The organism is Paraburkholderia sp. MM5482-R2, assembly GCF_050436125.1.
GTDB lineage: Bacteria > Pseudomonadota > Gammaproteobacteria > Burkholderiales > Burkholderiaceae > Paraburkholderia > Paraburkholderia tuberum.
Map to the genome: position 1 here is coordinate 1,113,326 of NZ_JBNDLP010000002.1, position 25,030 is coordinate 1,138,355.

Consider the following 25,030-nt stretch of genomic DNA (forward strand, 5'->3'; position numbering starts at 1 on the left):
TCGCGGCTCAATCCCGCTCCGGCGCGCCCAGCGGAAATAGCGGCCGGTAGGGCCGCGCCTCGTCGACCGCGCGTGCGAACGAGGGCCGCGCGAGCAGCCGCTGCCGGTACGCGCGCACGTGCGCGAACGCGGGGTCGATCGGGTGCGTCCAGTCGGCGTAGAACAGGAACGGGGCGGCGCCGCAGTCGGCGAGGCTGAAGCTGTCGCCGGCGGCCCATTCGCGCTCGGCCATGTGACGGTCGAGCCATGCGTACGAAGTGTCGAGCAGCGCGCGCGCATCGGCGACGCCACGCCGGTCGCGCTCGGCTTCGGGACGCAGGCTATCGAACACGACTTTTTGCTGTGGAGTCGAAATGTAGTTGTCGAAGAAGCGGTCCATCGTGCGCACCTCGAGCGCCACGCGCGGATCGGCGGGCAACAGCGTGACAGGCCCCGGATAATGCAGGCCCAGATATTCGATGATGATGCTCGCCTCGACCACCGTGCGCCCGCCGTCGACGAGCACCGGGAAGCGCCTGATCGGCCACAGCGCGGCCAATTCGGCCATGACCTTCGGGTCGTCATGCGCGAGCACGCGCATCTCGAACGGCGTACCGTTTTCGTACAGCGCGGTCAGGGCCTTCTGGCAGTAGGACGAGAACGGATGGGCATAAAGCAGCGGGGGCATCGCGATCACCTTTGACGGTTGCACAGCACGAGTACGCGGTGACGACGAGAGCCACACCGCGCGACGGCCAGGCTGGCCGTTTACCCCACGACGAACGACGGCCGAAAAAATCGACCTCAGACCTTCGCGCTCGCCCCATGCGGCGGCAACGACCCCGGCTGCAACAGCACGACCACCGCGCCGGCGCCGCCGTCATGCGGGCGCGCCTGACAGAACGCGATCACTTCGGATTTCTGCACGAGCCATGCGCGCACTTTGCCCTTCAGCACCGGCTCCTTGCCGATCGACCCCAGACCCTTGCCGTGAATCACGCGCAGGCAGCGCAGGCCGCGTTTGGCCGATTCGCGGATGAATTCCGCGAGCGCCTCGCGCGCCTCTTCGCGCCGCATGCCGTGCAGGTCGATCTGCGCCTGCACGATCCAGTCGCCGCGCCGCAGCTTGCGCACTACGTCGCGGCTCAAGCCGGGGCGGCAATACGACAGCGTTTCGTCGGTTTCGAGCAGCACTTCGGGGTCGAATTCGTCGGAGATCGCTTCGTGCAGCACCGCCTCCTCGTCGAGCAGCGTCTGCACCGGCAGCGGCGGCGGGGGATTGCGCGTGAGCGTCGCGCGCGGCGGAATCGCGAGCGGCGCGACTTCGCCGATCTCACGGCGGAACAGATCGGCGTCGGCGGCCGCTTCGCGCTGCGCCGCTCGCGTCGCCGCCTGTTCGCGCTCGCGCCGCTCGGCTTCGCCCTTCAACGCTTCACGCAACGCACCGAGTCCGGCGAGCCCCGATGCGCGATCGAGCTTCGGTGCGACGGCGGGCGCAGCCGTTGCGGGCGCGGGACGCGTGGCGGCTTGCGGGCGTTTCGGTTCGTTCGGATGGGGCTGATTCTTCGGCATGTCGGCAATACAGGCGGAAAGGTCGGTCGGTGGTGCTGCCAACGCGCTCGATGCACATTGACAAGACGGCAAAAACGACAAAGGCCGCCGGCATTTCAGCCGCGGCCTTCGTGAGCCAATGACAGCAGCGCTGCGCCACCGTCATTTTACTGTCGCGCCCGTTTGTCGGGACTTCGTCTCGACATACGGCAGCGCGGCGCGGATCAGCGGTCCGCTTCCGCGCTCATCGCGTGCTCGCCGGCCATTTCGTTGATGGTCTCGAGATAGCGCTGCGCATCGAGCGCGGCCATACAGCCGGTGCCCGCGCTGGTGATCGCCTGGCGATAGATGTGGTCCTGCACGTCGCCCGCGGCGAACACGCCCGGCACGCTGGTCGCGGTCGCGAAACCGTTCAGGCCGCCCTTCGTGATGATGTAGCCGTTCTTCATCTCGAGCTGGCCTGCGAAGATGTCCGTGTTCGGCTTGTGGCCGATCGCGACGAACAGGCCCTGCAGCGCGATGTCAGTGGTCTCGCCACTCTGCGTGTGCTTGATGCGCAGGCCGGTCACGCCGGAGTTGTCGCCGGTTACTTCTTCGAGCACATGGTTCCACTTGATCTCGACGACGCCTTCCTTCTCCTTCGCGAGCAGACGGTCGATCAGGATCGGCTCGGCGCGGAACTTGTCGCGGCGATGGATCACGGTCACCTTCTTCGCGATGCCGGCGAGGTAGAGCGCCTCTTCGACGGCCGTATTGCCGCCGCCGATCACGGCGACGTGCTGCTGCTTGTAGAAGAAGCCGTCGCAGGTCGCGCAGGCCGACACGCCCTTGCCCATGAACGCCTCTTCCGACGGCAGGCCGAGATACTGCGCCGATGCGCCCGTCGAGATGATCAGCGAATCGCACGTGTATTCGCCCGAATCGCCGATCAGGCGAATCGGCTTCTCATCGAGCTTCGCCGTGTGGATGTGGTCGAAGATGATCTCGGTATTGAAGCGCTCGGCGTGCTCGAGGAAGCGCGCCATCAGTTCCGGGCCTTGCACGCCGTTGGCGTCGGCGGGCCAGTTTTCGACGTCGGTCGTGGTCATCAGCTGGCCGCCTTGCGCGATGCCGGTGACGAGCACCGGCGCGAGGTTGGCGCGCGCCGCGTAAACCGCCGCCGTGTAGCCGGCGGGACCGGAACCGAGAATCAGAACCTTGGCGTGTTTCGTTGCAGTTGCGGGCATGATCGAATCCTTGTACGGCGCGCGGCTCGCCGCTGCGTAGCCGTGCGTTTTTGAGCTGAAACTGTAGATGGGTATCAGTCGGGCATTATAAAGGGCGGGGCGTGCCGCTGCGCCATCAAGCTTTCTGATCGCCGCGATAGCGTGGCGGCGTGGGCGCTCGGGGCGAGCCCGCGGCGCGATACGGCGAATTCAGCGCGCCTCGCGCATGCGTCTGTGGTCAAACAGCCAGGTTACCGTCATTTACAGCCTCGCGCGGGACACAGCGTTTACAATAGCCCGGATCGAAGTTTCCGTTAGCCGGGATCGGGCCCGAAGCCGTGCGCGGCGAGGCTCGGGCCGCGTTCCCGGCGGCAGTTTCAGCCTGAACCGGCTACCCCAGGCAACAGGATCAATGGCAAAAGCTCCCTATACCGCGAGCGCGCTGCGCAGGCATTGCCGCACCGCATGTCGCGCCTCTTCACCGAAATCCGCTGGATTCTGCAGGTGGCCCTCGGCGTGTTCCTGCTGATGTCGCTCGTCAGCTACAGCAGGCACGACCCGAGCTGGACCCATGCCGCGCAGGTCGACCATATCTCGAACTGGGCGGGCCGCGTCGGCGCGTGGACTTCCGACATCCTGCTGCTGCTGTTCGGTCTGTCCGCCTACTGGTGGATCGTGCTGCTCGGCCGCCACATCTCCGCGAACTACAAGCGCATCACCCGCAACGAAGAGCCGCAGGACGACGACGCGCCGCGCGGCGTCAGTTGGCTCGCGGACGCGTTCGCGTTCATGCTCGTGCTGCTGTCGTGCAACGGCCTCGAGGCGCTGCGCATGTGGTCGCTGAAGGTGCAGTTGCCGCGCGCGCCTGGCGGCGTGATCGGCGAGGCTGTCGCGCGCGGCATCTCGCATGCGCTCGGCTTCACCGGTGGCACGCTCGCGCTGCTGCTCGGTCTCGGGATCGGGCTGTCGCTGTACTTCCGTTTTTCGTGGCTGTCGGTCGCGGAGAAGGTCGGCGAATCGATCATTTCCGCGGTGACGTTCGCGAAGCTGCGCCGCGAGGCCGGGCTCGATCGCAAGCTCGGCGAAGCGGCCGCCGTGAAGCGCGAAGGCAAGGTCGAGAAGGGCCGCGTGCGCATCGAGGAGCACGAGCCCGTGGTGATCGTGCCGCCGCTCGCCACGCCGGCGAAGTCGGAGCGTGTCGAGAAGGAACGCCAGGTGCCGCTCTTTACCGATCTGCCCGGCGACTCCACGCTGCCGCCCATCGCGCTGCTCGACCCCGCGCCAGCCGCGCAGGAAACCATTTCCGCGGACACGCTCGAATTCACGTCGCGCCTGATCGAGAAGAAGCTGAAGGACTTCGGTGTCGACGTGAGCGTGGTCGCCGCGTATCCGGGGCCCGTCGTCACGCGCTATGAAATCGAGCCGGCCACGGGCGTGAAGGGCAGTCAGATCGTTAATCTCGCGAAGGATCTCGCGCGCTCGCTGTCGCTCGTGTCGATTCGCGTCGTCGAAACGATTCCGGGCAAGAACTACATGGCGTTGGAGCTGCCGAACCAGCGCCGTCAGACCGTGAGCCTGTCCGAAATTCTCGGCTCGGCCGTGTATGCGGATGCCGCGTCGCCGCTCACCATGGGTCTCGGCAAGGACATCGGCGGCAAGCCCGTGTGCGCGGATCTCGCGAAGATGCCGCATTTGCTCGTCGCCGGCACGACTGGTTCGGGCAAGTCTGTGGGTATCAACGCGATGATCCTGTCGCTGCTGTACAAGGCGAGCGCCGAGCAGGTGCGCATGATCCTGATCGATCCGAAGATGCTCGAAATGAGCGTCTACGAAGGCATCCCGCATCTGCTGTGTCCGGTCGTCACCGACATGCGCCAGGCGGGCCACGCGCTGAACTGGGCGGTCGCCGAAATGGAGCGCCGCTACAAGCTGATGAGCAAGGTCGGCGTGCGTAACCTCGCCGGCTACAACAACAAGATCGACGAAGCGGCCAAGCGCGAAGAGAAGCTGCCGAATCCGTTCAGCCTGACGCCGGACGATCCGGAACCGCTGACGCGTTTGCCGAACATCGTGATCGTCATCGACGAACTGGCCGACCTGATGATGGTCGTCGGCAAGAAGGTCGAAGAGCTGATCGCGCGGATCGCGCAGAAGGCGCGCGCGGCCGGCATCCATCTGATTCTCGCTACGCAGCGTCCGTCGGTCGACGTGATCACCGGCCTGATCAAGGCCAACGTGCCGACCCGTATGGCGTTCCAGGTGTCGTCGAAGATCGACTCGCGCACGATTCTCGACCAGCAGGGCGCCGAGTCGCTGCTCGGCATGGGCGACATGCTCTATCTGCCGCCAGGCAGCGGTTTGCCGGTGCGCGTGCACGGCGCGTTCGTGTCGGATGATGAAGTGCATCGCGTCGTCGACAAGCTCAAGGAGCAGGGCGAGCCGAACTATATCGAGGGCATTCTCGAAGGCGGCGTGAGCGGCGAGGGCGACGAAGGCTCGGCGGGAACCGCGTCCACCGAAGGCGAGTCGGACCCGTTATACGATCAGGCGGTCGACGTCGTGCTGAAGAATCGCCGAGCGTCGATTTCACTCGTGCAGCGGCACCTGCGCATCGGCTACAACCGGGCGGCGCGTCTACTCGAACAGATGGAGAATTCGGGCGTGGTGTCGGCGATGTCGTCGAACGGCAATCGCGAGATCCTGGCGCCGGCGCGCGAGGCGGAATAGCCGCAACGAGCCATTGCGGCCATCGCGAGCGACGCCGCGTGCACCGTCCGGTGCGCCATTGCGGCTCGACGCCGGGCCAGTCACTCTGTGTTCAGCGAGTGCATCGAGCCGGCGCAGCCCATCACCGAATTCATTCAAGGGAGAAAAACCTATGCAAGCAATCGCGCAGCAGGATGCCCGACAGCGTCGAGCGGGGCGCCTCGGCGAGCGCGTGTCCCGCGGCATGCGCAAGATCGCGCGCGCCGTCGGCAGTGTCGCGATCGGTGCGTCGCTGCTCGTCGCCTCGCACGCGTTCGCGAGCGGCACCGAGCAACTGAAGGCATTCATCGCGCAGGTCCATTCGGCGCGCGGCGCCTTCGTGCAGCAGGAAGTGCGCGCGCCGAGCAAGGCGCAGGGCGCGAGCGGCGCGCTGTCCACCGCGAACCCGGCCAAGCCGACCACGTCGAGCGGCACGTTCATGTTCGCGCGGCCCGGCAAGTTCATCTGGCAATACGAGAAGCCCTACTCGCAATTGCTGCAGGCGGACGGCGACAAGTTCTACGTCTACGACAAGGATCTGAACCAGGTGACGGTGCGCCCGCTCGGCAACGCGCTCGGCGCAAGCCCGGCGGCGATCCTGTTCGGCAGCAACGATCTGGACAAGAACTTCTCGCTGCGCGACGCGGGCGTGAAGGCCGGCATCGACTGGCTCGAACTGACGCCGAAGGCGAAGGACACGCAGTTCGAGCGCGTCGGGATCGGCTTCAAGGACGGCAATCTCGAAGCGATGGAATTGCACGACGTGTTCGGTAACGTGACGCTGCTCACGTTCTCGAACATCCAGAAAAATCCGCAACTGCCGCCCGATGCATTCAAGTTCACGGTGCCGAAGGGCGCGGATGTGATCAACGGATAAACCGCGCGGTAGGCGCCGACACTGGCGCCTTTGCAAACGCCGGCGAAGCCGCGCTTGTCGAGCGCGGCTTTTTATTTCGCGCGGTGCGTGGATTGCTTAGGGATGCGCGCCCGGCGCCGCGACGAACGTTAAATCGTCGTACCGGCAGACGTAATGATTTAGTGCGAGACTGGAAAGACCGGCATTGCTCATGGGCTGGAGTTGGCGCGTCCGATCATTTTCCCAGGATTGGGTTCGTAATCTCTAACAATTTTTTGCTGCAACGCAACAAAATAACGCCTAAACTGATCGAAGGTTGTTGTCGCTTTGGATGTCTGGAAAGACGAGGCATGTCATGAGATTGTCTTCTTCACACGATTCACGCTTATCCCCGTCCCTCCATGTGTTCCAGCAGGAGGGCGGGTGGCATTGGGGAATAACCGTTCCGCGCTCGGCCGGAAGTGGTTTCAAGGTCGTTGCATATAGTGAAAAAACCTTTATCGATGAGGCCGAAGCCCATCGGGAAGGCAATCGCGCGCTTGAGCGTTTCGCCGATACGCCGACGGTTCGGCTTGAACGGCAGTAAGGCAGCAGGTTATCTAACGTATCCGGCAGCCCGTTATTTGGGTTTTCAAGCGGAGAACGCAACAATTACCGCCGGTGAGAATTTAATATGCAACCAATTGCATATTTCTTTGACTTCCGAAAAATCGTAGCGATAATGTCTCGTTTCGAGATATCGCTTTTATTTTGACTTTCGCGGAATATGAAACCACCCACGCGCTAAGCGTGGAACTGGACGGCGTAAACTATGCCGGAACTTATCGCGTAATGACGGGCACCGTCGTCGTCCATTTCGCGAACGAGAGCAAATTCGCCTCGTATGCGCCGAATCGGCCGGAGACCGTCGCCCGTTGGCTGCTCACGGATCTGTGTCGCAAGGCCGAATCGCGTCGGCGCAAAGCGGCGAAAAAATAGCCCGCGGCGCGCACTGTGATTGGCCGTTCGACGGTCACAAAAAAAGACCTGCATTTGGATTGCAGGTCTTTTTTATTTTGTGACAGCTGCGTCTAATGCAACGCGCTGAGGGTGACGCGCTCACGCATACGCGGTCTTGCGCGCCGATACGAACGCGTAATAGCACACCGCGCCGATCGCAAGCGACGGCAGCGTCGCGCCGACATTCGGTAGCCATTGATTGATCACCTGGTACGAGGCGATGCCGATCGCCCAAGCGACGAACGCGCTCAGGTGCCAGCCGCCCGAGAAGCCGTAGCGGCCGCGCACATCGGCGAGCACCGCGGCGTCGACGCGACGCTTGCGCACGATGAAGTGATCCATCAGCACGACGCCGAACAGCGGCGCGAATACCGAGCCGATCAGCAGCAGGAAGTTCTGGTACTTCGCCATCGGCACGAGCAGCGCGATTAGCGTGCACAGCGCACCGAACGCGGCCGACAGCAACGGCACGCTCGCGCGCGTCCAGAACGTGCCGGTCGACACCGCGGCCGAGTGGATGTCGGCGAACGCATTGTCGATTTCGTCGATCAGAATCAGCAGCAGCGCAAACCCGCCGCCCGCTTGCGCGAGCGCGCCGGTCAGCAATGCATCGCCGCCGCCGGCCGCGAGCCCGTAGACCGCGCCGAGCGCATAGAACCAGATGTTCGCGATGCCATAGCCGTATAGCGTGCCGCGGAACGTCTCGCCGGCGCGGCGGCCGAAGCGCGTGTAGTCGGCGATCAGCGGCAGCCATGACAGCGGCATCGCGACCACGAGGTCGACCGCGCCGCCGAACGACATCTCGCCGGTGCCGGGACGACGCATCAGGTCCGCGAGATTGTGGCGCGCGAGCAGGTTCCACGTGAGCCACGCGGCGCCCGCGAGCAGCAGCCAGATCCCCCACTTGCGCAGAAAGCGCCGCACGAACGACAGCGGGCCGCTGATCGCGAGCAGCGTCGCGAGCACGCCGAAGATCACGGTCCACACGAGCGGCATCGACAGGCCGAACGCCTGTTTCGCGAGCGCATCGGCGGAATCGCGCATCACGATCACCTCGAACGAGCCCCAGCCGACCAGTTGCACCATGTTCAGCACGGCCGGCACCGACGCGCCGCGCACGCCGAGCGTCGGACGCAGCGACGACATCGCCGCGAGCCCGGTGTCGGTGCCGATCACGCCCACGAGCGCGAGCAGCACGACGCCGATCACGCTGCCGAGCACGATCGCGACGAGCGCGTGCGGCAGCGACAGCCCCGGCACCAGCAGCGCGCCCGCCTGGGCGACGAGCAGGCCGATGCCGAGCGAGAACCACAGCGCGAACGCGTCGCCGGTGCGAAACGCGCGGCGCGCGTCGGGCACCGGCGTGAGCGGCGCGTAGGTGGAGCCGGCGTCGCCGGCGACGGAATCTTGAGCCATCTGTGTTCGTTCCTGTTGGTGGTGCTGTGATTCTTTGCGTTGCCGGCGCCCCGGGTCGGCCATCGCTTGGCCGCCGTCACTGTCATAATGCAGAACGTTGCCCGCCTTCGTGCCTGTGTTTCCGGCCGGGCGCGGGCTTTGCGCCTGTCCCGCGAGGCGCTGCTCCGAAGCGGTGCGTGCCCCGGAAAGCCGAGATTATCCCCAAAACGTCATGTTTGAAGAAACCCGTGCCAATGTTCCGCTCGCCGAACGCCTGCGGCCACGCAATATCGACGAAGTGATCGGCCAGTCGCATCTGCTCGGTCCGAACAAGCCGCTCAGGGTCGCGTTCGAATCGGGCGAGGCCCATTCGATGATCCTGTGGGGCCCGCCGGGCGTCGGCAAGACCACGCTCGCGCGGCTGATGGCCGATGCGTTTCACGCGCAGTTCATCGCGTTGTCGGCGGTGCTGTCGGGCGTGAAGGATATCCGCGAGGCGGTCGAAACCGCGCAGATCCATCGCGCGAACGGCCATCAGACGCTGGTGTTCGTCGACGAAGTGCATCGCTTCAACAAGAGCCAGCAAGACGCGTTCTTGCCGCACGTCGAGTCGGGCCTGTTCGTGTTCGTCGGCGCGACGACCGAGAATCCGTCGTTCGAGGTCAATAGCGCGTTGCTGTCGCGCGCCGCCGTCTACGTGCTGAAGAGCCTGACGGACGACGAGCAGCGCGAGCTGCTCGAGCGCGCGCAGAAGGAGCTCGGCGGCCTCACGTTCACCGACGAAGCGCGCGCCGCGCTGATCGGATCCGCCGACGGCGACGGCCGCAAGCTGCTGAACAACCTCGAGATCGTCGCGCGCGCGGCCGCCCGGCAGAAGACCACCGAAATCGACGGCGCGTTATTGGGCAGCGCGCTCGCGGAGAATCTGCGCCGCTTCGACAAGGGCGGCGACGCCTTCTACGACCAGATCAGCGCGCTGCATAAATCCGTGCGCGGCAGCAACCCGGACGGCGCGCTGTACTGGTTCTGCCGCATGCTCGACGGCGGCGCGGACCCGCGCTATCTCGCGCGTCGCATCGTGCGCATGGCGTGGGAAGACATCGGCCTCGCGGACCCGCGCGCCGCGCGCATCACGCTCGACGCCGCCGAAACCTACGAGCGTCTCGGTTCGCCCGAAGGTGAGCTCGCGCTTGCGCAGGCGATCATCTATCTGGCGGTCGCGCCGAAATCGAATGCCGGGTACAACGCGTACAACGAGGCGCGGCGCTTCGTCGGCAAGGACCAGTCGCGCGCGGTGCCGGTGCATCTGCGCAACGCGCCGACGAAGCTGATGAAGGAACTCGGCTACGGCCACGACTACCGCTACGCGCACGACGAACCCGATGCGTACGCGGCGGGCGAAACCTATCTGCCCGACGGCATGCGCGAGCCGCATTGGTACGAGCCGACACCGCGTGGTCTCGAAGGCAAGATCGGCGAGAAGCTCGCGCGCCTTGGCGAGCTCGATGCGCGGTGGCGCGCCGAGAACAAGCCGAAGAAGGCTTGAGGCGTTTCACCTTTGCCGGTGCGTTAAAATCGCGTTTTCATACAACGAACATCCGTCCCATCCCATGCTCGACATCCAGCTGCTGCGCAAAGACCTCGACGGCGTCGCAAAGCGCCTCGCCGACCGCGGCTATACCCTCGACGTCGCGGCCTTCACCGCGCTCGAAGCGGAACGCCGCGATACCCAGACCCGTACCGAAGAACTGCAGGCGCGCCGCAACAGCCTGTCGAAGCAGATCGGCGCGATGAAAGGACGCGGCGAAGACACGTCGGCGGTGATGGCCGAAGTCGGCGGCATCGGCGACGAGATGAAGGCGTCGGCGGTCAAGCTCGAAGACATCCAGAAGCGTCTGTCCGATCTGCTGCTCGACGTGCCGAATCTCGCGCACGAAAGCGTGCCGGTCGGCAACGACGAAGCCGGCAACGTCGAAGTGCGCCGCTGGGGCACGCCGCGCCAGTTCGACTTCGAGGTCAAGGATCACGTTGACGTCGGCACGCCGCTCGGCCTCGACTTCGAGACCGGCGCGAAGCTGTCGGGCGCGCGCTTCACGATGCTGCGCGGCCAGATTGCGCGGCTGCATCGCGCGCTCGCACAGTTCATGATCGACACGCACACGCAGCAGCACGGCTATACCGAGATCTACACGCCGTACATCGTCAATCCCGACATCCTGTACGGCACGGGCCAGTTGCCGAAGTTCGCGGACGATATGTTCCGCGTCGAAAAGGGCGGCGGTGAACACACGGTCACGCAGTACCTGATCTCGACCTCGGAAATTTCGCTGACGAACACGGTGCGTGAGAGCATCGTCGAAGCGGACGCGCTGCCGATCAGACTGACCGCGCACTCGCCGTGCTTCCGCTCGGAAGCGGGCTCGTATGGCCGCGACACGCGCGGCATGATTCGCCAGCATCAGTTCGACAAGGTCGAGATGGTGCAGGTCGTAGCGCCAGGCGCATCGTACGACGCGCTCGAGCAGATGGTCGGCCATGCGGAGGCGATTCTGCAAAAGCTCGAACTGCCGTATCGCGTGATCACGCTGTGCACCGGCGACATGGGCTTTTCCGCAGCGAAGACCTACGACCTGGAAGTGTGGCTGCCCGCGCAGAACACCTATCGTGAGATTTCGAGTTGCTCGAATACCGAGTCGTTCCAGGCGCGACGCATGCAGGCACGCTTCCGCAACGCGCAGGGCAAGCCGGAGCTCGTGCATACGCTCAACGGCTCGGGTCTCGCGGTGGGCCGCACGCTCGTCGCGGTGCTCGAGAACTTCCAGAACGCCGATGGCTCGGTGACGGTGCCCACGGCACTGCGGCCTTACCTCGGCGGCGTCGAGCGGCTGCAAGTGCCGGCGGCCTGAGCGTCGCCGATGCGCGCGCAGGCGCGGTGTCGTCGCGTGTCCGACGATGGATGCCGCGAACGGCATCGAGGTCCCGCGAAAATTTTTTAGAAATTTTTTGGACGAGGGGGCTTGGAAAACTAATTCGAGCTGTTCTATAATCTTTTTCTCCCAAGCAACGGCCCGCTTGGATCCGACGATGCAGTAGCGAGTTGGAATACCCGGAAAGGTGGCAGAGTGGTCGAATGTACCTGACTCGAAATCAGGCGTACGGTTTCCCCGTACCGTGGGTTCGAATCCCACCCTTTCCGCCAAATTCTGAAACCCCTTGATTTCACCGAGATCAAGGGGTTTTTGCTTTGAGTTCTCGAATGGCTTTGCCAAGGCAATTCGAAATTGTTCAAGCATCATTTCTATTTTGGCGAAATCCCTTGTTTCAATTTTTTACATAAGCCATTTGTTGTTCGTGGTCTTTTTCATCTCATTTCCATACAAATATCTTAAGTCATCCGTGCTGCACCGTCCCCTAATTCATAGACCGGACATATTCAGGGCGTGGCTATTGCACGCTATAAGGGGTCGAAGTCAGAAAATTTGCGGGCGACCCGCCCCCGATCGACTTCTGAAAGTGCGAATCTTCGCCGACCCCACAGATCTCCGCAAGATCTGCCCTTTTTTACAAATAAATACGATTTTTGGTTGGGCTCGGTCATTCGTTCAGGGTACGATTTACGCCGTCAGAAGCTTTTACAGGAAGAATTTTCCTGAAAATGAAAGCTTCGGCAATTAATCAGTAAAACGTTTGCACCGCAAAGGTTTGCAGCGCAAACGTTTGCGAACCAACGCGCACCCAGCTCTGTCAATCTGAACCACCGCGAGGAGCACCTTCGCGCGCCTCGGTTCAATCGGACAACACAGACGTGCGTTCAAAGCACTTCGGGACAATAGTCTTTAAGGCCTGCAAATTCATTTGCATCGAATCCTTATTCATTGTCCGTCGAATCACAGCGAATCCACCTTTTGGTCTTTTTATCGGGAATTTTCCCGACATTTGGAATTACTCCGCGATGATAAAACGACGTCAATTCATTGGGGGCCTGACGGCCCTGAGCGCAAGTTATCTTTTGACCGCGTGTGGTGGGGGCAGTGGGTCATCGAACGCGAGTGGCAAGGCAGCCGCTGCGACCGGTGCTTCCGGCGCCGCGGCAGCTTCGGGTGCGTCCGCTACCTCCAGCACCGCGGACAATACGTCGCCGGTCGCGAAGGCGAGTGTCTCGAACATGTCGCCCGATGGCACCTCACTGCCTTCCGCGCCGTACATCATCGACCAGTTCGGCGCGACGTGGACGCTCTCCAACGGCGTCATCTACCGCAACGGCGCGACGGTCGGCGATACGTACAACGTGTCGCTCGTGCTGTTCTACGGCGGCAAGATCTGGCATTGCGGCACGGGTGGCGAGTTCTACGTCATTGCGGACGTCCCCAACAGTTGGCTGCATTGCAACGATCCGCGCATCGCGATCACACCGCAGGCCGGCATGTTCTATGGCATGAACGGTCACTTCGACTACACGTACACGCCCCAGCAGATCGTCTCGATCCTGAAGGCCATGGGCTGCACGAGCTATCGCGTCGGCGTCACCAACAGTTCGAACCAGCTGAACGCGGCGATCGGGCTCGCACAGGCTTTCCAGGCGGCGGGCATGACGTTGGTCGTGCTGATCGACCAGGGCGTCTACGACTCCAACGGCAACCTGCTGGCTGGCGAGAATGCCGCTTACAGCCAGGGTTACGCGGTAGCGCAGTCGGTCGCGAACGCACTGAAACCGTATGGCGTGACCATTTACGAATGCGGCAACGAGTTGACGCGCACGAACGCCACCGTGCTCGACTTCAACGCTGCGGGCACGAAGGCAGCGGACTTCAACAACACGAACTGGCCGGTGATGCGCGGCGTGATGCGCGGGATGATCGACGGCGTGAAAGCGGTTCAGTCGAACGCGAAGTGCGGCATCAATTTCTGCGTGAACGATGTCGGCGCGGCGGACGCGCTGTGGGACGGTGATCAGCCGGATGGCAGCGGCGGTCACCCGACCGTGCGCTGGGACATCACCACGTGGCACAACTACGAGGTGTATGGCGATGTGTTCTCCCTCGGTGCGGACGGCGCCCAACCTGGCTTCGATCTGCCGATCTATTGCAAGGCCCGGTATGGCGTGCCGTTCATCATCACCGAGTGGAACACCGGACCGGAGCAAAACGAGACCTATCGTGGGAACTACATCACGACGAAGCTCGGCGAGTTCTATCAGAACCGCAAGACGCACAATATCCAGAGCGTCATGTATTACGTGCTCGACAGCGGCGACCAGGGCTTCGGCATCATGATGAACGGCTCGCCGTTGAATCCGTCGTACAGTGCGTTCCAAAGCTTCACGGCGGCCCATCCCGACAACTAAGCCGCGGATATCGACGTAAGCAGGCCCGCACGTCTGTGGTCGATGCTGCCCGGTGTCAAGGGCAGCACGTCGCCGGGCCCGACAGCGGCGCCCAACCCTTGCCTTCAGCGTATCGAGGCCAGGGGACGGGCGTCTCATCCCACCCGAAACCCTTCCATCATCTCCCTCAATGCCCGCGCCTGTTCCGCGAGCGACGCGGCGGCCGCCGCGCTTTCCTCGACGAGCGCCGCATTCTGCTGCGTGACCTCGCCATCTGCGTGATCGCGATGCCCACCTGCTGAATCCCATCGCTCTGCTCACGCGACGCCTGCGCAATGTCACCGACGATGCTGGTCACGCGCGCGATCGCCGCTTCGATCTGCTGCATCGTGCCGCCCGCGTCTTCGACGAGTCCCGCGCCGCGTTCGACGCTTGACGTCGAATCGGCGATCAGCGCGCCAATCTCGCGCGCGGCTGCGCACCTCGCCGGCGACGACCGCGAAGCCGCGACCCTCGTCGCCGGCACGCGCGGCTTCGACCGCTGGACGCGCCGCGCGCGAGTTCGCTCGCCTGTTCGGCATTGCTCGCATCGAGCTGCACGGTCGCGGTCAGCTGCTCCATCGCGGAGGCCGTCTCGCCGAGCGCGACGACCGACGCATAGTGCACCGCTGCGTCGGAGAAGGCATTCATTCGCGCGTTCCGGCGCTGGTCGGCAATGGCGCCGAAGCAGTACGCCCGCAATCAGCGTGATCCGTACGATATGGCGAAGGGCGGAACGCAGCGGGCGGCATGACGGGACGCCCGAATTTTAGTTCGGGAAACTGAACGATCACGATGTCCGGCTCGATGATCGTTCGAGTCCCTTTGCCGCCAGTCCATCTGAACGAGCAGGCCCGCAAGCTGGCCGAGCAAAAGCCCGTCATTGTGATTCGGGCGCGCGCCACGGCATAGCTCCGCTAGCGCCACCGCCTCCTCCCGCGCACCGCTTCAGCCGATTTGCGCGGGGTCCATCCGCGATCCTCTGTACAATTGCCCGAAATCGCCCAATCGAGCGGCGGTTGCGGGCCGCCGGGCTTTCGGGCGCGGCGGGTCATCTCGCGCTTGACCCGCGACTCACATCGACTGAATTCATGGCCATTACCTACAAGACTCCCGACGATATCGCGAAGCTGCGCATTGCGGGCCGCCTCGCGGCCGATGTGCTGGCAATGATCGGCGAGCACGTCAAGGCAGGCGTCTCCACCAACGACCTCGACGCGCTGTGCAACGACTACATCGTCCACACGCAGAAAGCGATTCCGGCCAATGTCGGCTATCTGGGCTTTCCGAAGACCGTCTGCACGTCGGTCAACCATGTCGTGTGTCACGGCATCCCGAATCGCAACGAGATCCTGAAGGACGGCGACATCCTCAACATCGACGTCGCGATCATCAAGGACGGCTATTTCGGCGACACGAGCCGCATGTACTGCGTCGGCCAGTCGAGCACGGTCGCGCGTGCGCTGATCGACACGACCTACGAGGCGATGGTGGCCGGCATCCGCGAGGTGAAGCCGGGCGCGACGCTCGGCGACGTCGGCCACGCGATCCAGAAGGTCGCGCAGCGCGAGGGCTTCTCGATCGTGCGCGACTACTGCGGGCACGGCATCGGCAAGGTCTATCACGAGGACCCGCAGGTGCTGCACTATGGGCAACCGGGGCAGGGGGTGCGCCTGAAGCCGGGCATGGTCTTCACGATCGAGCCGATGATCAACGCGGGCCGCGCCGGCACGTCGGTACAGCGCGACGGCTGGACCGTGATCACGAAGGACCGCTCGCTATCGGCGCAATGGGAGCACATGGTCGCCGTGACCGACGACGGCTATGAACTGCTGACGCCGTGGCCGGACGGCACGGGCGACTACGACGCGCCGTGAGCGGGACCGCATATTCTGGTCAATAATAAATTTGACTCGCCGGCCGGTTCGGTTAAAGCTACGCGTTAGGGTTTCCAGGGGTTTCGTCTGCATGAGTCCGTCATTGACCGTTCGCCGCATCACTGCTGATCAGGGCGCCGTTTTTCGCGAACTCCGCACGGCCTCGCTGCGGGAGGCGCCGTACGCCTTCGGCGCGACGCTCGAGGACGCGTTGTCGGCCGATGCCGCCAGTTTCGACGCGACCGCGGCGAATCACGCGGTTTCGCAGTCCGTCGGTGCATTCCTGCTCTATACCGAGGGTCATCCGGCCGGGCTGATCGAGGCGCATTTCGACGACACCGCGGCGCGGCGCGCGTTCGTCTGCGAGTTGTGGGTGGCGCCGGCCGTGCGCCATCTGCGCGGCGGCGAGCTGCTCGTCGATACCGCGAGCAGCTGGCTCGCGAATGCGGGCGCCACGGAAATCTACGCGTGGGTCGCCGACGCGAACCGCAACGCGATGCGCTTTTACGAAGCGCTGGGCTTTGGCCCGACCGGCGAGCACCGGCGCGTCGAGCGCGCACCCGAGCAGGTCGAAAGTCTGCTGGTGCGGCACGTGCCGACTACTTCGCAGGTGTTACAGCAGTGATCGCCCAAGCGGCGCGTCGCGCGCGCCGCTCGTCTTCGCCGTCCTTTCATCACGGTCTTTTTCCCGCCAGCGTTTCTTTCGCACCGTCGCGCGTCGATCGCATCGACGACACGCGTTGCGCTTGCGCGCGCGAGCACCGATTCTCCCGGGAAAAATAGTGGCCGCGCGCTTGTACGCCTGTAAAATACGCAAAATTTTTCGCCGAACGCTATGTCGCCCAAGAAATCGCCCTTTTTCGAACTGCGCAGCGGCTCTGTCGACACGCTGATGTTCGTGGTCAAAACGACCGACCTCGATGCGATGCGTGCCGAGCTGACGCGACGCTTCGAGGCGACCCCCGAATTCTTCGCTAACGACGTCGTCGCGATCGACGTGCGGCGTCTCGCCGGCAACGAACGCGTGCCGCTCGCCGACATCGCGCAACTGCTCGACAGCGTGCGCATGCGTCCGGTCGGCGTGGTCGCGAATGCGGAGCAACAGTGGGCGACGGAGTCGGGATTGCCGTTGCTCGAAGCGCGCGATCGCCGCGGCGCGCCGGCGAAGCAGGCCGATGAGGACAGCACGGCGAGCGCGGCAAACGCGGCGGCAGGCACCGAGGCAAGCGCGGGCACGAGCGCGTCCGCCAGCTCTGCATCCGCAACCGCCAGCGCGGCCACGGGCACCGCCGCTGCCGCCGCCGTCGAACCCACGCCCGCCGCCGAGCCGGTGCGTCTTGCCACGTCGCCGCAAACGATGGTGGTCGACAAGCCGTTGCGCTCGGGTCAGCGTATTTACGCAAAAGGCGATCTGGTCGTGCTCGGTCTGGTCAGCTACGGCGCCGAGGTGATCGCGGAAGGCAACATCCACATTTACGCGCCGCTGCGCGGCCGGGCATTGGCCGGCGTGCAGGGCAATCACGACGCGCGCATCTTCTGCACGTGTCTCGAACCGGAACTGATCTCGATCGCGGGCATCTATCGAACGACCGAGAACCCGCTGCCGGCCGACGTGCTCGGCAAGCCGGTGCAGATCTGGCTCGAAGAAGAAAAACTGATGATCGAACCGCTGCGGCTCACGTAAAGCGCCGCGAAACGCGCGCTGCTCCGAGCGATTGCGGCACGCGGCGTTTCACGGCGAGGCGGGCCGCGCACCAATTGACGCATTTGACGAACACAAGGTAAGGGTAATGGCAAAAATCATTGTGGTGACTTCGGGCAAGGGTGGCGTGGGCAAGACGACCACGAGCGCGAGCTTTGCGTCGGCCCTCGCGTTGCGCGGCAGCAAGACCGCCGTGATCGACTTCGACGTCGGCCTGCGCAACCTCGACCTCATCATGGGCTGCGAGCGCCGCGTCGTGTACGACCTGATCAACGTGATCCAGGGCGAAGCGAATCTGAATCAGGCGCTGATCAAAGACAAGAAATGCGAGAACCTGTTCATCCTCCCGGCCTCGCAAACGCGCGATAAAGACGCGCTGACGATGGAAGGTGTCGAGAAGGTCATCAACGATCTGATCGCGATGGACTTCGAATACATCGTCTGCGATTCGCCGGCCGGTATCGAGTCGGGCGCGCTGCTTGCGATGCACTTCGCCGACGAAGCGCTGATCGTGACGAACCCGGAAGTGTCGTCGGTGCGCGACTCCGATCGCATTCTCGGCATCCTGTCGTCGAAGACCAAGCGCGCGATCGAAAGCAAGGAGCCGATCAAGGAGCACCTGCTGATCACCCGCTACAACCCGAAGCGCGTCAGCGAAGGCGAAATGCTGTCGTTGACCGACATCCAGGAAATTCTGCGCATCGATCTGATCGGCGTGATTCCGGAATCGGAAGCGGTGCTGCACGCGTCGAACCAGGGTCTGCCGGCCGTGCATATGGACGGCACCGATGTGGCCGAAGCCTATAAGGACGTCGTGTCGCGTTTCCTCGGCGAGCAGAAATCGCTTCGCTTTGTCGATTACCAGAAGCCCGGGCTGCTGCAGCGCCTCTTCGGCACCAAGTAAGGGGAGCGCACGTCATGTCGATTCTTTCGTTTTTGCTGGGCGAGAAAAAGAAGTCCGCGTCGGTAGCGAAGGAACGCCTGCAGTTGATCATCGCGCACGAGCGCGCCGGCGGCCATGCGCCCGCCGATTATCTGCCTGCGTTGCAACGCGAACTGGTAGCCGTGATCTCGAAGTACGTGAAGATTTCCGATGACGACATACGCGTGAGTCTCGAGCGTCAGGACGATCTCGAAGTGCTCGAAGTCAAGATCGAAATACCCCAGGCCTGAGCTTCGGATGGACCGCGGTCCATCTCGCATCATGTGCAGGACGTCGCATGGCGTCGCGTCGCAGCGACGTGATGCGGTGCGGCGTTCGGCTCGTCCTCTGGCTTCTGTCTGAAGCCGTCTCTTCGCATCTCCACGGCGCTCGCCATTTCCCGGTCGAAATGAACCGTTGCACTCCAGCGGTGCCGTTACCCGCGCAACGTCAGCCTCGCGTCGCCCTCGCGCATCTACTGACGCGGCGAGTCGGCGGTATCCGTCGTGATGTCGTCTGCGGCATCGTCGGCGCTCGGCTCGCCGTCCTCGCTTTCCGCTTCCGGCACTTCGACCTCGGGCACTTCCGGCACTGGCGCAGGCGTGGGCTGCGGCAGCGGCGCCACGTAGCGCTCGGCGAGCGACTCATAGAGCGGCGGCGCGAACAGGCGGGACACTCGGCTCGCGATCAACGCGGTGGCCATCAGCGAAATCACGAGCGCGTGGCCGTCGATCATCTCCATCACGATCACGAACGAAGTGATCGGCGACTGCGTGACCGCGGCCAGATAGCCGACCATCGCGAGCGCGATCAGCATCGGCAATTGCATCGAATCGAACACCATGTGCAGCAGATTGCCGAAGCCCGCGCCGATCGACAGCGACGGCGCGAAGATGCCGCCCGGAATGCCCGGCAGGTATGAGCCGACCATCGCGATCATCTTCAGGAACGGATAGAACACCGACAACTGCTCGTGTCCCTCGAGCAGGCCGCGCGCTTCCGTATAGCCGCTGCCGAACGTCGTGCCGCCCGAGATCACGCCGACCACCGCGATCGCAAAGCCGCACAGCGCGGCGAACGCAACCGGCCGCTCGCCGTGCAACTGACGCAGCGGCTCCGGAATCCAGCGCGCGGTATTGAGCAGCAGCCAGCCGAAGATACCGCCCGCGATTCCCGTGACGATCGCGGTGAGCACCACCGCGACGGCGAGCAGATCAGGAAAATGCGCGCCGATCTGGATCGTGCCGAAATACGTGTAGTTGCCGTTCAGGCCCAGTGCGACGACACCCGCGATGATGATCGCCGTGATCAGCACGCCACTCGTGCGCGCCTCGAAGCTGCGCGTCAATTCCTCGATTGCGAATACGACGCCCGCGAGCGGTGTGTTGAACGCCGCCGACAAACCCGCCGCCGCGCCCGCCAACGCGAGCTGCCGTTCTATCTGCGCATTCGAGCGCGGATAGAACCGGCGCAGATTGAACATCAGCGCGGCGCCGACCTGCACGGTCGGTCCTTCACGGCCGATCGTAAAGCCGCCGAGAATCGCGAGAAACGACACGCCGATTTTGCCGAGCAGAATTCGCAGCGACAGCAGCCGCGTGCCGTATCCGCGCTGTTTCGTGTGCAGCGTTGCGATGACCTGCGGGATGCCGCTGCCCTCGGAGCCGCGAAAGAACTTGCGCGTGAGCCAGACCGCGAGTGCGGCAACCGCGGGCGTGATCACGAGCGGCGCCCACACATACCGCTGCCGGACATCGAGAAACGCGTCATACCCCCAGTCGATCAGACGCGCATACAGCACCGCGACCAGGCCGACGGCGATTGCACCGAGCCAGAAGATGCCGTATTGCCGCCACAGGCGTTTTGCGCGACGCATGACAGCGGGCGAACGGGAAGGGAAGGGCCGGGACATGAATTAGATTCGTGCAAAGGGCCAAGTATAAAGCGTGCGGGACCGACCAGAATACGTGAAAGATGTTTGAAATAATGAAGTGAAGTGAATCATCAGGCGGATATTTTTTGCTGTAACGTGCCGTATTGAGAATCGGACCGCGCGCAACGGTCATTTGGCGGGATCGGTAAAAACGTCAGCTAGAATAGTTTCAACTCCGAATAACGAACAGACCCTCAATGAAGCGAATACTTATTGTCAAGGTCACTTCACTAGGCGATATCGTGCAGGCGTTGCCAGTCGTCGCCGACATCAAACGCGCATTTCCTGGCGTTCAGGTGGATTGGGCGGCGGACGAAGCATTCGCGCAAGTCGTGCATTGGAGCCGGGGCGTCGATCGCGTGCTGTGCGCGCCGCTGCGCCGCTTCAAGAAGGCGCGTCGCTGGAGTGATCTGAAGGCGATCTGGGCATCCATCGCCGAGCTGCGCGCGTATCGCTACGACTACATCATCGACATTCACGGCGTCTACAAGAGCGCGATCATCGCCTTCCTCGCGCGCTCGTCGCGGCGCATCGGCTATCAATCCCTGGATCTGGGCGAGCGTGGCGCGGCGTTCGCCTACACCGGGCGTTTCGGCCCACGTCCGCAAGGCAGCGCGTGGCACGGCATGCGCATCAGCGCCAGCGAGGCGCTCGGCTACGAAGTGGAAGGGCCGCCCATCTACGACCTGCAGCTACCCGAAACCGTTCCGCAGCCGTTCGCGACGCAAGACGCGCCTGTCGCGGCGCTCTTTCACGCCACCTCGAAAGCCGACAAGAAATGGCCGCTCACGCACTGGGCGGCGCTTGGACGCGAGTTGAGCGAGCGCGGTTTCCGTGTGGTGCTGCCGTGGGGTTCGGACGGTGAGCTTGCCGAAGCCGGGCAGATCGCCGCGCAGGTGCCAGGCGCGACCGTGCTGCCGCCATTGAGTGTGACCGAAGTTGCGCAGATGATCGGCGCGTGCGCGCTCGTGGTCGGTACCGATACGGGTTTCGTGCACCTCGCGCATGCGCTGCAGAAGCGCACCGTGATGATCTTCGTCGCGACGTCGCCATCGCATTGCGGCGTCGAGGCGCCGTATCGCTCGACCTCGATCGGCGACGGCGACTCGGTGCCGCCCATCAGCGCGGCGCTCGAAGCGATCGACTACGTGTACGCGGCAGAGCCGGTGCTCGCGATGCAGCAAGGATCAGCCGCCGCCTGAGTTCGTTCGCGCGCTCGCGCAATCGTTTGCGCAAAAGAAAAGAGGCGCGATGCGTAGTCCACCCTTGCTGGCGGGGACTGCATCGTCGCGCCTCAAAGAACGCCCGTGTCGGGGAACAGCGGGCGGAGAGGAATCGATTACACGTCTGTTAAAACTGTCGCTTTTCGTTGGACGCCGAAGCGTCCGATGCGCGGACGCCAGGGCGGCAAGCTGATACGCCGCGGTGCGTGGGGAGGCTCGCACGGCGCGCGTCGAACCCCTCGATTGCGGCGACGCTGGCGCGGCCAGCAAGGTTTCTATCGCGACAGTGCGCTCAACGGAGTATAGGCGGTGTTTTCCGCCATGGTGGCGCGATCTGGCGGCAGCGGGGCGGTCGATCGAACGCCCCGATCCAGCGCGCCGGTCCTGTAACAGCTCGGTGATGTTCCCTTACAAATGGCAACGTTCGCTGCGGCGCGCATCGTGTCCAATCGGGTCATTCGGGGTTTGCGCTCGAATCAATCTGACTCGATGGAGAACAACATGAAACGCTTGATCCTGATTCTCGTGGCCGGCACGCTGCTCGCATCGGCACTCGGCGGCTGCGTTATCGCGCCGGCGCCGGGCTATTACTACGGCGGCGGTGGCTACTACCATCACGGCTACTACTACCGCTAAGCCGCGCGCCGTGCTCAGGCCCGGAGCACCAGCCTCAGGCGACCAGCATTTCGAACGCGACCACCGCGGCAATGGCCGCGGCGTTCGCGGCCAGCGCCTCGACGACGATGGATTTCCATGTCGTCGGACGGAAGCGCAGCGCGAGCAGCAGCGAGCCGAGCAAGGCCAGCGCGATGATCGTCACGATATCGGCATTGTGAAGATGGACGTTCATGCGGATCTCCCCGTTTTTTATAGGGTTATGTCAGGGAGTATAGGCAACTCAAAAGGACGCGCAAGGCGGGGGTTTTACCCGGGCCGGGCCGCGCAAACAGCGAGGAAATAATGCTCTCTGCGCGCTGCCGCAGACGCGTAAAAACTGCGCGGGTGCAGCATCGATCGAACCTCGGCAAACGCGCATCGACGAAAGCGTTGTTCCGCCGATGCGCGTTGCATCATTTCATCAAACTCTCATCACGCGTCTCGCGCATGCACAGCACGCCGACAAGGCTCACGGCCGCGGCGACCGACACGTACGCGCCGACCCACGCCAAGCCGCCGTGCGCGGCGAGCACCTGCGCGATATACGGTGCGACCGACGCGCCGAGAATCCCGCCGAGGTTGTACGCGACGCCGGCGCCCGTGTAGCGCACGTTGGTCGGAAACAGTTCCGGCAGCAGCGCGCCCATCGGCGCGAAGGTCACGCCCATCAGGAACAGCTGGATCACGAGAAACAGCAGCACGAGCAACGGCTCGCCGCTGCCGAGCAGCGGCGCCATCGTGAAGCCCGACAGGATCGCCGCGATGATGCCGACGATCAGCACCGGCTTACGCCCGAAGCGATCGCTCGCACGTGCCGACAGCGGCGTCGCGATTGCCATGAACACGACCGCGATGCACAGCAGGCCGAGGAACGTCTGCCGCGGAATATGCAGCGACCCGACGCCATAAGACAGCGAGAACGTCGTCGCGTTGTAGAACAGCGTGTAGCAGACCACCATCGCGAGCGCGCCGAGCACGGTCGGCCGCCAGTGCTGCGAGAACAGCGTCGCGATCGGCACGCGCACGCGCTCCTTGCGCTCGATCGCTACCTGGAACGCGGGCGTTTCGGCAATCTTCAGCCGCACGTACAGCCCGAGCGCGACGAGCACCGAGCTGACGATGAACGGCACGCGCCAGCCCCAGCTGCGGAACTGCTCGTCGGAGAGCGACATTGCGAGCGCGAAGAACAGACCGTTGGACGCGAGAAAGCCGATCGAGGGCCCGAGCTGCGGGAACATGCCGAACCAGCCGCGTTTGCCGGCCGGCGCGTTTTCGGTGGCGAGCAGCGCGGCGCCGCCCCATTCGCCGCCGAGGCCGATACCCTGGCCGAAACGCAGCACGCACAGCAGGATCGGCGCGAGGCTGCCGATCGCGTCGTAGCCCGGCACGAAGCCGATCAGCGTGGTCGACAGGCCCATCACGAGCAGCGACGCAACCAGAGTCGATTTGCGGCCGATGCGGTCGCCGAAGTGGCCGAACAGGAACGAGCCGATCGGTCGCGCGACGAACGCGATGCCAAACGTGACGAACGCCGACAGCGCCTGCGCGGTGGCCGAGCCATGCGGGAAGAATACCGGTCCGATCACGAGCGCCGCGGCGGTCGCGTAGACATAGAAATCGTAGAACTCGATCGCGGTGCCGATGAAGCTCGCGAAGATGATCCGCGCGGTATTGTTTTGCCCGCTTGCGGGCTGAGCGGCGGAAATCGGCGAAGTGGACATGCAGGGTCTCCAATTGTATGAGGCCGCGGCGCGCTGAGCCGTGTTTCGCAGACAGGCGGCGCGCAACGGCGGCATCCTCGTTGAGGTATAGGTTTGGGCGCCGCACGCGGGGTGGCGGCGCGGCACTGCAGTCGGCTCATGCGCCGCGCCGGCGGGTGTGCGGACGGCGTGAGCCATGCCGGAAGGCTCCGGCGCGGGGAATCGGAAAATTATAGCGAGCGCGCTCGTCGCGCAGCAATGGCGGCGTAAGCTTGCGCGGCAACGAGGGGGCTTTATGAGTTATGCGCGATGACTCGAGTAGCTCGCGCGTGGCCGACCCATGCGCGGCTGCGCGGGCGGTGCGTGTCAGCGCACGCGCCAACCGCGCTCAGTCGTACGTTTCCGCTTGCGGCGAGGCGAGTTCGCGCAGCTGGAATTTGCCGTTGTCGTTGAACAGCCAGTCTTCGAATAGCTCGAGCTGGCCGCGGCCATTCAGCAGCTTGCCGGGCGGTAGCGGCAGCGGCGCCGAGCGGCGCAGCGTCGCGAGCGCGGTGCTTTCGGCTTCGTCGTCACCGTTCGTGCGATACACCGATGACTCGACGATGTGTCCATAACGATCGACCGTGAACGACACCACCACCAGCGAGCGCAGCATCGGCTGAGGCCTGCCCTGGAGCACATACGACGGATTGCGCTCGACGATCCGTCGTGCGACCGCGTCGCGATATTGATCGAGCGTCGCGCTGTTGATCGCGGCCACCGGTGTGCTGACGGTTTCGTGCGGCGTCAGCGGTGTGATCGTGCAACCGGCCACGGCGACAACACCGAGCGCGGCGAGCGATAGCCGATGCATGCGAGCGGCCGTGAAGGAGCGCAGAGCCACACGGTGAGAAACAGGAGGGGGAGAAGTGCGAGAGAGCATCG

At 64.0% G+C, this 25,030-nt stretch carries 21 protein-coding genes, 1 tRNA gene and 2 pseudogenes; 15 read left to right on the plus strand and 9 right to left on the minus strand.

From position 1 onward, the window contains the following. Window positions 1-7 precede the first annotated feature (7 nt). The 3 genes from OKW37_RS08160 to trxB all read right to left on the minus strand — a co-directional run bounded on the left by OKW37_RS08160 (window position 8) and on the right by trxB (window position 2,756). Window positions 8-667 (minus strand): glutathione S-transferase family protein, encoded by a 660-nt coding sequence (locus tag OKW37_RS08160; protein ID WP_429407101.1) that lies wholly within the window; start codon window positions 665-667, stop codon window positions 8-10. 116 nt (window positions 668-783) lie between these two features. Next, window positions 784-1,551 carry a Smr/MutS family protein gene (locus OKW37_RS08165; RefSeq protein ID WP_184059794.1) on the minus strand — a complete coding sequence of 256 codons (768 nt, stop codon included), beginning with the start codon at window positions 1,549-1,551 and terminating at the stop codon, window positions 784-786. Between the two features lie 203 nt (window positions 1,552-1,754). Further along, on the minus strand, window positions 1,755-2,756 hold the full coding sequence (gene trxB, locus OKW37_RS08170) for a thioredoxin-disulfide reductase (RefSeq protein WP_090803474.1): 1,002 nt from the start codon (window positions 2,754-2,756) through the stop codon (window positions 1,755-1,757). Window positions 2,757-3,147: 391 nt separating this feature from the next. On the opposite strand from trxB, the pseudogene OKW37_RS08175 reads away from it, so the two are divergent. The 4 genes and pseudogenes from OKW37_RS08175 (at window position 3,148) to OKW37_RS08190 (ending at window position 7,314) form a co-directional block, all read left to right on the plus strand. Beyond that, window positions 3,148-5,462, plus strand: a pseudogene (locus OKW37_RS08175) (DNA translocase FtsK). Window positions 5,463-5,613: 151 nt separating this feature from the next. Then, the gene (gene lolA / locus OKW37_RS08180) at window positions 5,614-6,357 is read left to right on the plus strand and encodes an outer membrane lipoprotein chaperone LolA (RefSeq protein ID WP_090803478.1); all 744 of its coding nucleotides are present in this window, start codon (window positions 5,614-5,616) and stop codon (window positions 6,355-6,357) included. A 334-nt stretch (window positions 6,358-6,691) separates the two neighbouring features. After that, complete coding sequence (locus OKW37_RS08185; protein ID WP_184059600.1) at window positions 6,692-6,922, plus strand: hypothetical protein; 231 nt, start codon at window positions 6,692-6,694, stop codon at window positions 6,920-6,922. Window positions 6,923-7,125: 203 nt separating this feature from the next. Then, window positions 7,126-7,314 carry a hypothetical protein gene (locus tag OKW37_RS08190; RefSeq protein WP_244144826.1) on the plus strand — a complete coding sequence of 63 codons (189 nt, stop codon included), beginning with the start codon at window positions 7,126-7,128 and terminating at the stop codon, window positions 7,312-7,314. A gap of 120 nt (window positions 7,315-7,434) precedes the next feature. On the opposite strand, the gene cytX is transcribed toward OKW37_RS08190, so the two are convergent. After that, a complete protein-coding gene (gene cytX / locus OKW37_RS08195; protein WP_184045622.1) occupies window positions 7,435-8,751 on the minus strand; it encodes a putative hydroxymethylpyrimidine transporter CytX in 1,317 nt (438 codons plus the stop codon). A 211-nt stretch (window positions 8,752-8,962) separates the two neighbouring features. Between cytX and OKW37_RS08200 the strand changes: the two genes are divergently transcribed. The 4 genes from OKW37_RS08200 (at window position 8,963) to OKW37_RS08215 (ending at window position 14,074) form a co-directional block, all read left to right on the plus strand. Then, the gene (locus OKW37_RS08200) at window positions 8,963-10,276 is read left to right on the plus strand and encodes a replication-associated recombination protein A (RefSeq protein ID WP_429407098.1); all 1,314 of its coding nucleotides are present in this window, start codon (window positions 8,963-8,965) and stop codon (window positions 10,274-10,276) included. A 64-nt stretch (window positions 10,277-10,340) separates the two neighbouring features. Next, window positions 10,341-11,636 carry a serine--tRNA ligase gene (serS, locus tag OKW37_RS08205; protein ID WP_090803484.1) on the plus strand — a complete coding sequence of 432 codons (1,296 nt, stop codon included), beginning with the start codon at window positions 10,341-10,343 and terminating at the stop codon, window positions 11,634-11,636. A 202-nt stretch (window positions 11,637-11,838) separates the two neighbouring features. Next, window positions 11,839-11,929: transfer RNA gene (locus OKW37_RS08210), tRNA-Ser, on the plus strand. Between the two features lie 753 nt (window positions 11,930-12,682). Then, window positions 12,683-14,074, plus strand: a complete 1,392-nt coding sequence (locus OKW37_RS08215) for a hypothetical protein (protein ID WP_184059593.1) — start codon at window positions 12,683-12,685, stop codon at window positions 14,072-14,074. Window positions 14,075-14,208: 134 nt separating this feature from the next. On the opposite strand, the pseudogene OKW37_RS08220 reads toward OKW37_RS08215, so the two are convergent. Continuing rightward, window positions 14,209-14,698: pseudogene (locus tag OKW37_RS08220) on the minus strand (methyl-accepting chemotaxis protein); the annotation flags it as partial. 485 nt (window positions 14,699-15,183) lie between these two features. Between OKW37_RS08220 and map the strand changes: the two are divergent. The 5 genes from map to minE all read left to right on the plus strand — a co-directional run bounded on the left by map (window position 15,184) and on the right by minE (window position 18,844). Beyond that, window positions 15,184-15,969: a type I methionyl aminopeptidase gene (gene map / locus OKW37_RS08225; protein ID WP_429407095.1), complete on the plus strand. Its 786-nt coding sequence runs from the start codon at window positions 15,184-15,186 to the stop codon at window positions 15,967-15,969. A 91-nt stretch (window positions 15,970-16,060) separates the two neighbouring features. After that, on the plus strand, window positions 16,061-16,594 hold the full coding sequence (locus OKW37_RS08230; RefSeq protein WP_090803490.1) for a GNAT family N-acetyltransferase: 534 nt from the start codon (window positions 16,061-16,063) through the stop codon (window positions 16,592-16,594). A 210-nt stretch (window positions 16,595-16,804) separates the two neighbouring features. Beyond that, complete coding sequence (minC, locus tag OKW37_RS08235; RefSeq protein ID WP_184045634.1) at window positions 16,805-17,653, plus strand: septum site-determining protein MinC; 849 nt, start codon at window positions 16,805-16,807, stop codon at window positions 17,651-17,653. A gap of 106 nt (window positions 17,654-17,759) precedes the next feature. After that, window positions 17,760-18,575, plus strand: coding sequence for a septum site-determining protein MinD (gene minD / locus OKW37_RS08240; protein ID WP_184021197.1), 816 nt, complete (start codon window positions 17,760-17,762; stop codon window positions 18,573-18,575). A gap of 14 nt (window positions 18,576-18,589) precedes the next feature. Next, window positions 18,590-18,844: a cell division topological specificity factor MinE gene (minE, locus tag OKW37_RS08245; RefSeq protein WP_008922443.1), complete on the plus strand. Its 255-nt coding sequence runs from the start codon at window positions 18,590-18,592 to the stop codon at window positions 18,842-18,844. A gap of 224 nt (window positions 18,845-19,068) precedes the next feature. Here the strand turns inward: minE and OKW37_RS08250 are convergent, their stop codons facing one another. Further along, complete coding sequence (locus OKW37_RS08250; RefSeq protein ID WP_260321107.1) at window positions 19,069-20,505, minus strand: chloride channel protein; 1,437 nt, start codon at window positions 20,503-20,505, stop codon at window positions 19,069-19,071. A gap of 218 nt (window positions 20,506-20,723) precedes the next feature. On the opposite strand from OKW37_RS08250, the gene waaC reads away from it, so the two are divergent. Together waaC and OKW37_RS08260 are read left to right on the plus strand one after the other, a co-directional pair. Continuing rightward, on the plus strand, window positions 20,724-21,728 hold the full coding sequence (gene waaC / locus OKW37_RS08255) for a lipopolysaccharide heptosyltransferase I (protein ID WP_429407092.1): 1,005 nt from the start codon (window positions 20,724-20,726) through the stop codon (window positions 21,726-21,728). Between the two features lie 522 nt (window positions 21,729-22,250). Further along, window positions 22,251-22,385: a hypothetical protein gene (locus OKW37_RS08260; RefSeq protein ID WP_429407090.1), complete on the plus strand. Its 135-nt coding sequence runs from the start codon at window positions 22,251-22,253 to the stop codon at window positions 22,383-22,385. 34 nt (window positions 22,386-22,419) lie between these two features. Here the strand turns inward: OKW37_RS08260 and OKW37_RS08265 are convergent, their stop codons facing one another. From OKW37_RS08265 to OKW37_RS08275, 3 genes are all read right to left on the minus strand, one after another. After that, the gene (locus OKW37_RS08265; protein ID WP_018419748.1) at window positions 22,420-22,599 is read right to left on the minus strand and encodes a hypothetical protein; all 180 of its coding nucleotides are present in this window, start codon (window positions 22,597-22,599) and stop codon (window positions 22,420-22,422) included. Window positions 22,600-22,819: 220 nt separating this feature from the next. After that, window positions 22,820-24,127, minus strand: coding sequence for an MFS transporter (locus OKW37_RS08270; RefSeq protein ID WP_184059583.1), 1,308 nt, complete (start codon window positions 24,125-24,127; stop codon window positions 22,820-22,822). A gap of 367 nt (window positions 24,128-24,494) precedes the next feature. Further along, complete coding sequence (locus tag OKW37_RS08275) at window positions 24,495-25,028, minus strand: TonB C-terminal domain-containing protein (RefSeq protein ID WP_184021206.1); 534 nt, start codon at window positions 25,026-25,028, stop codon at window positions 24,495-24,497. Window positions 25,029-25,030: the final 2 nt, after the last annotated feature.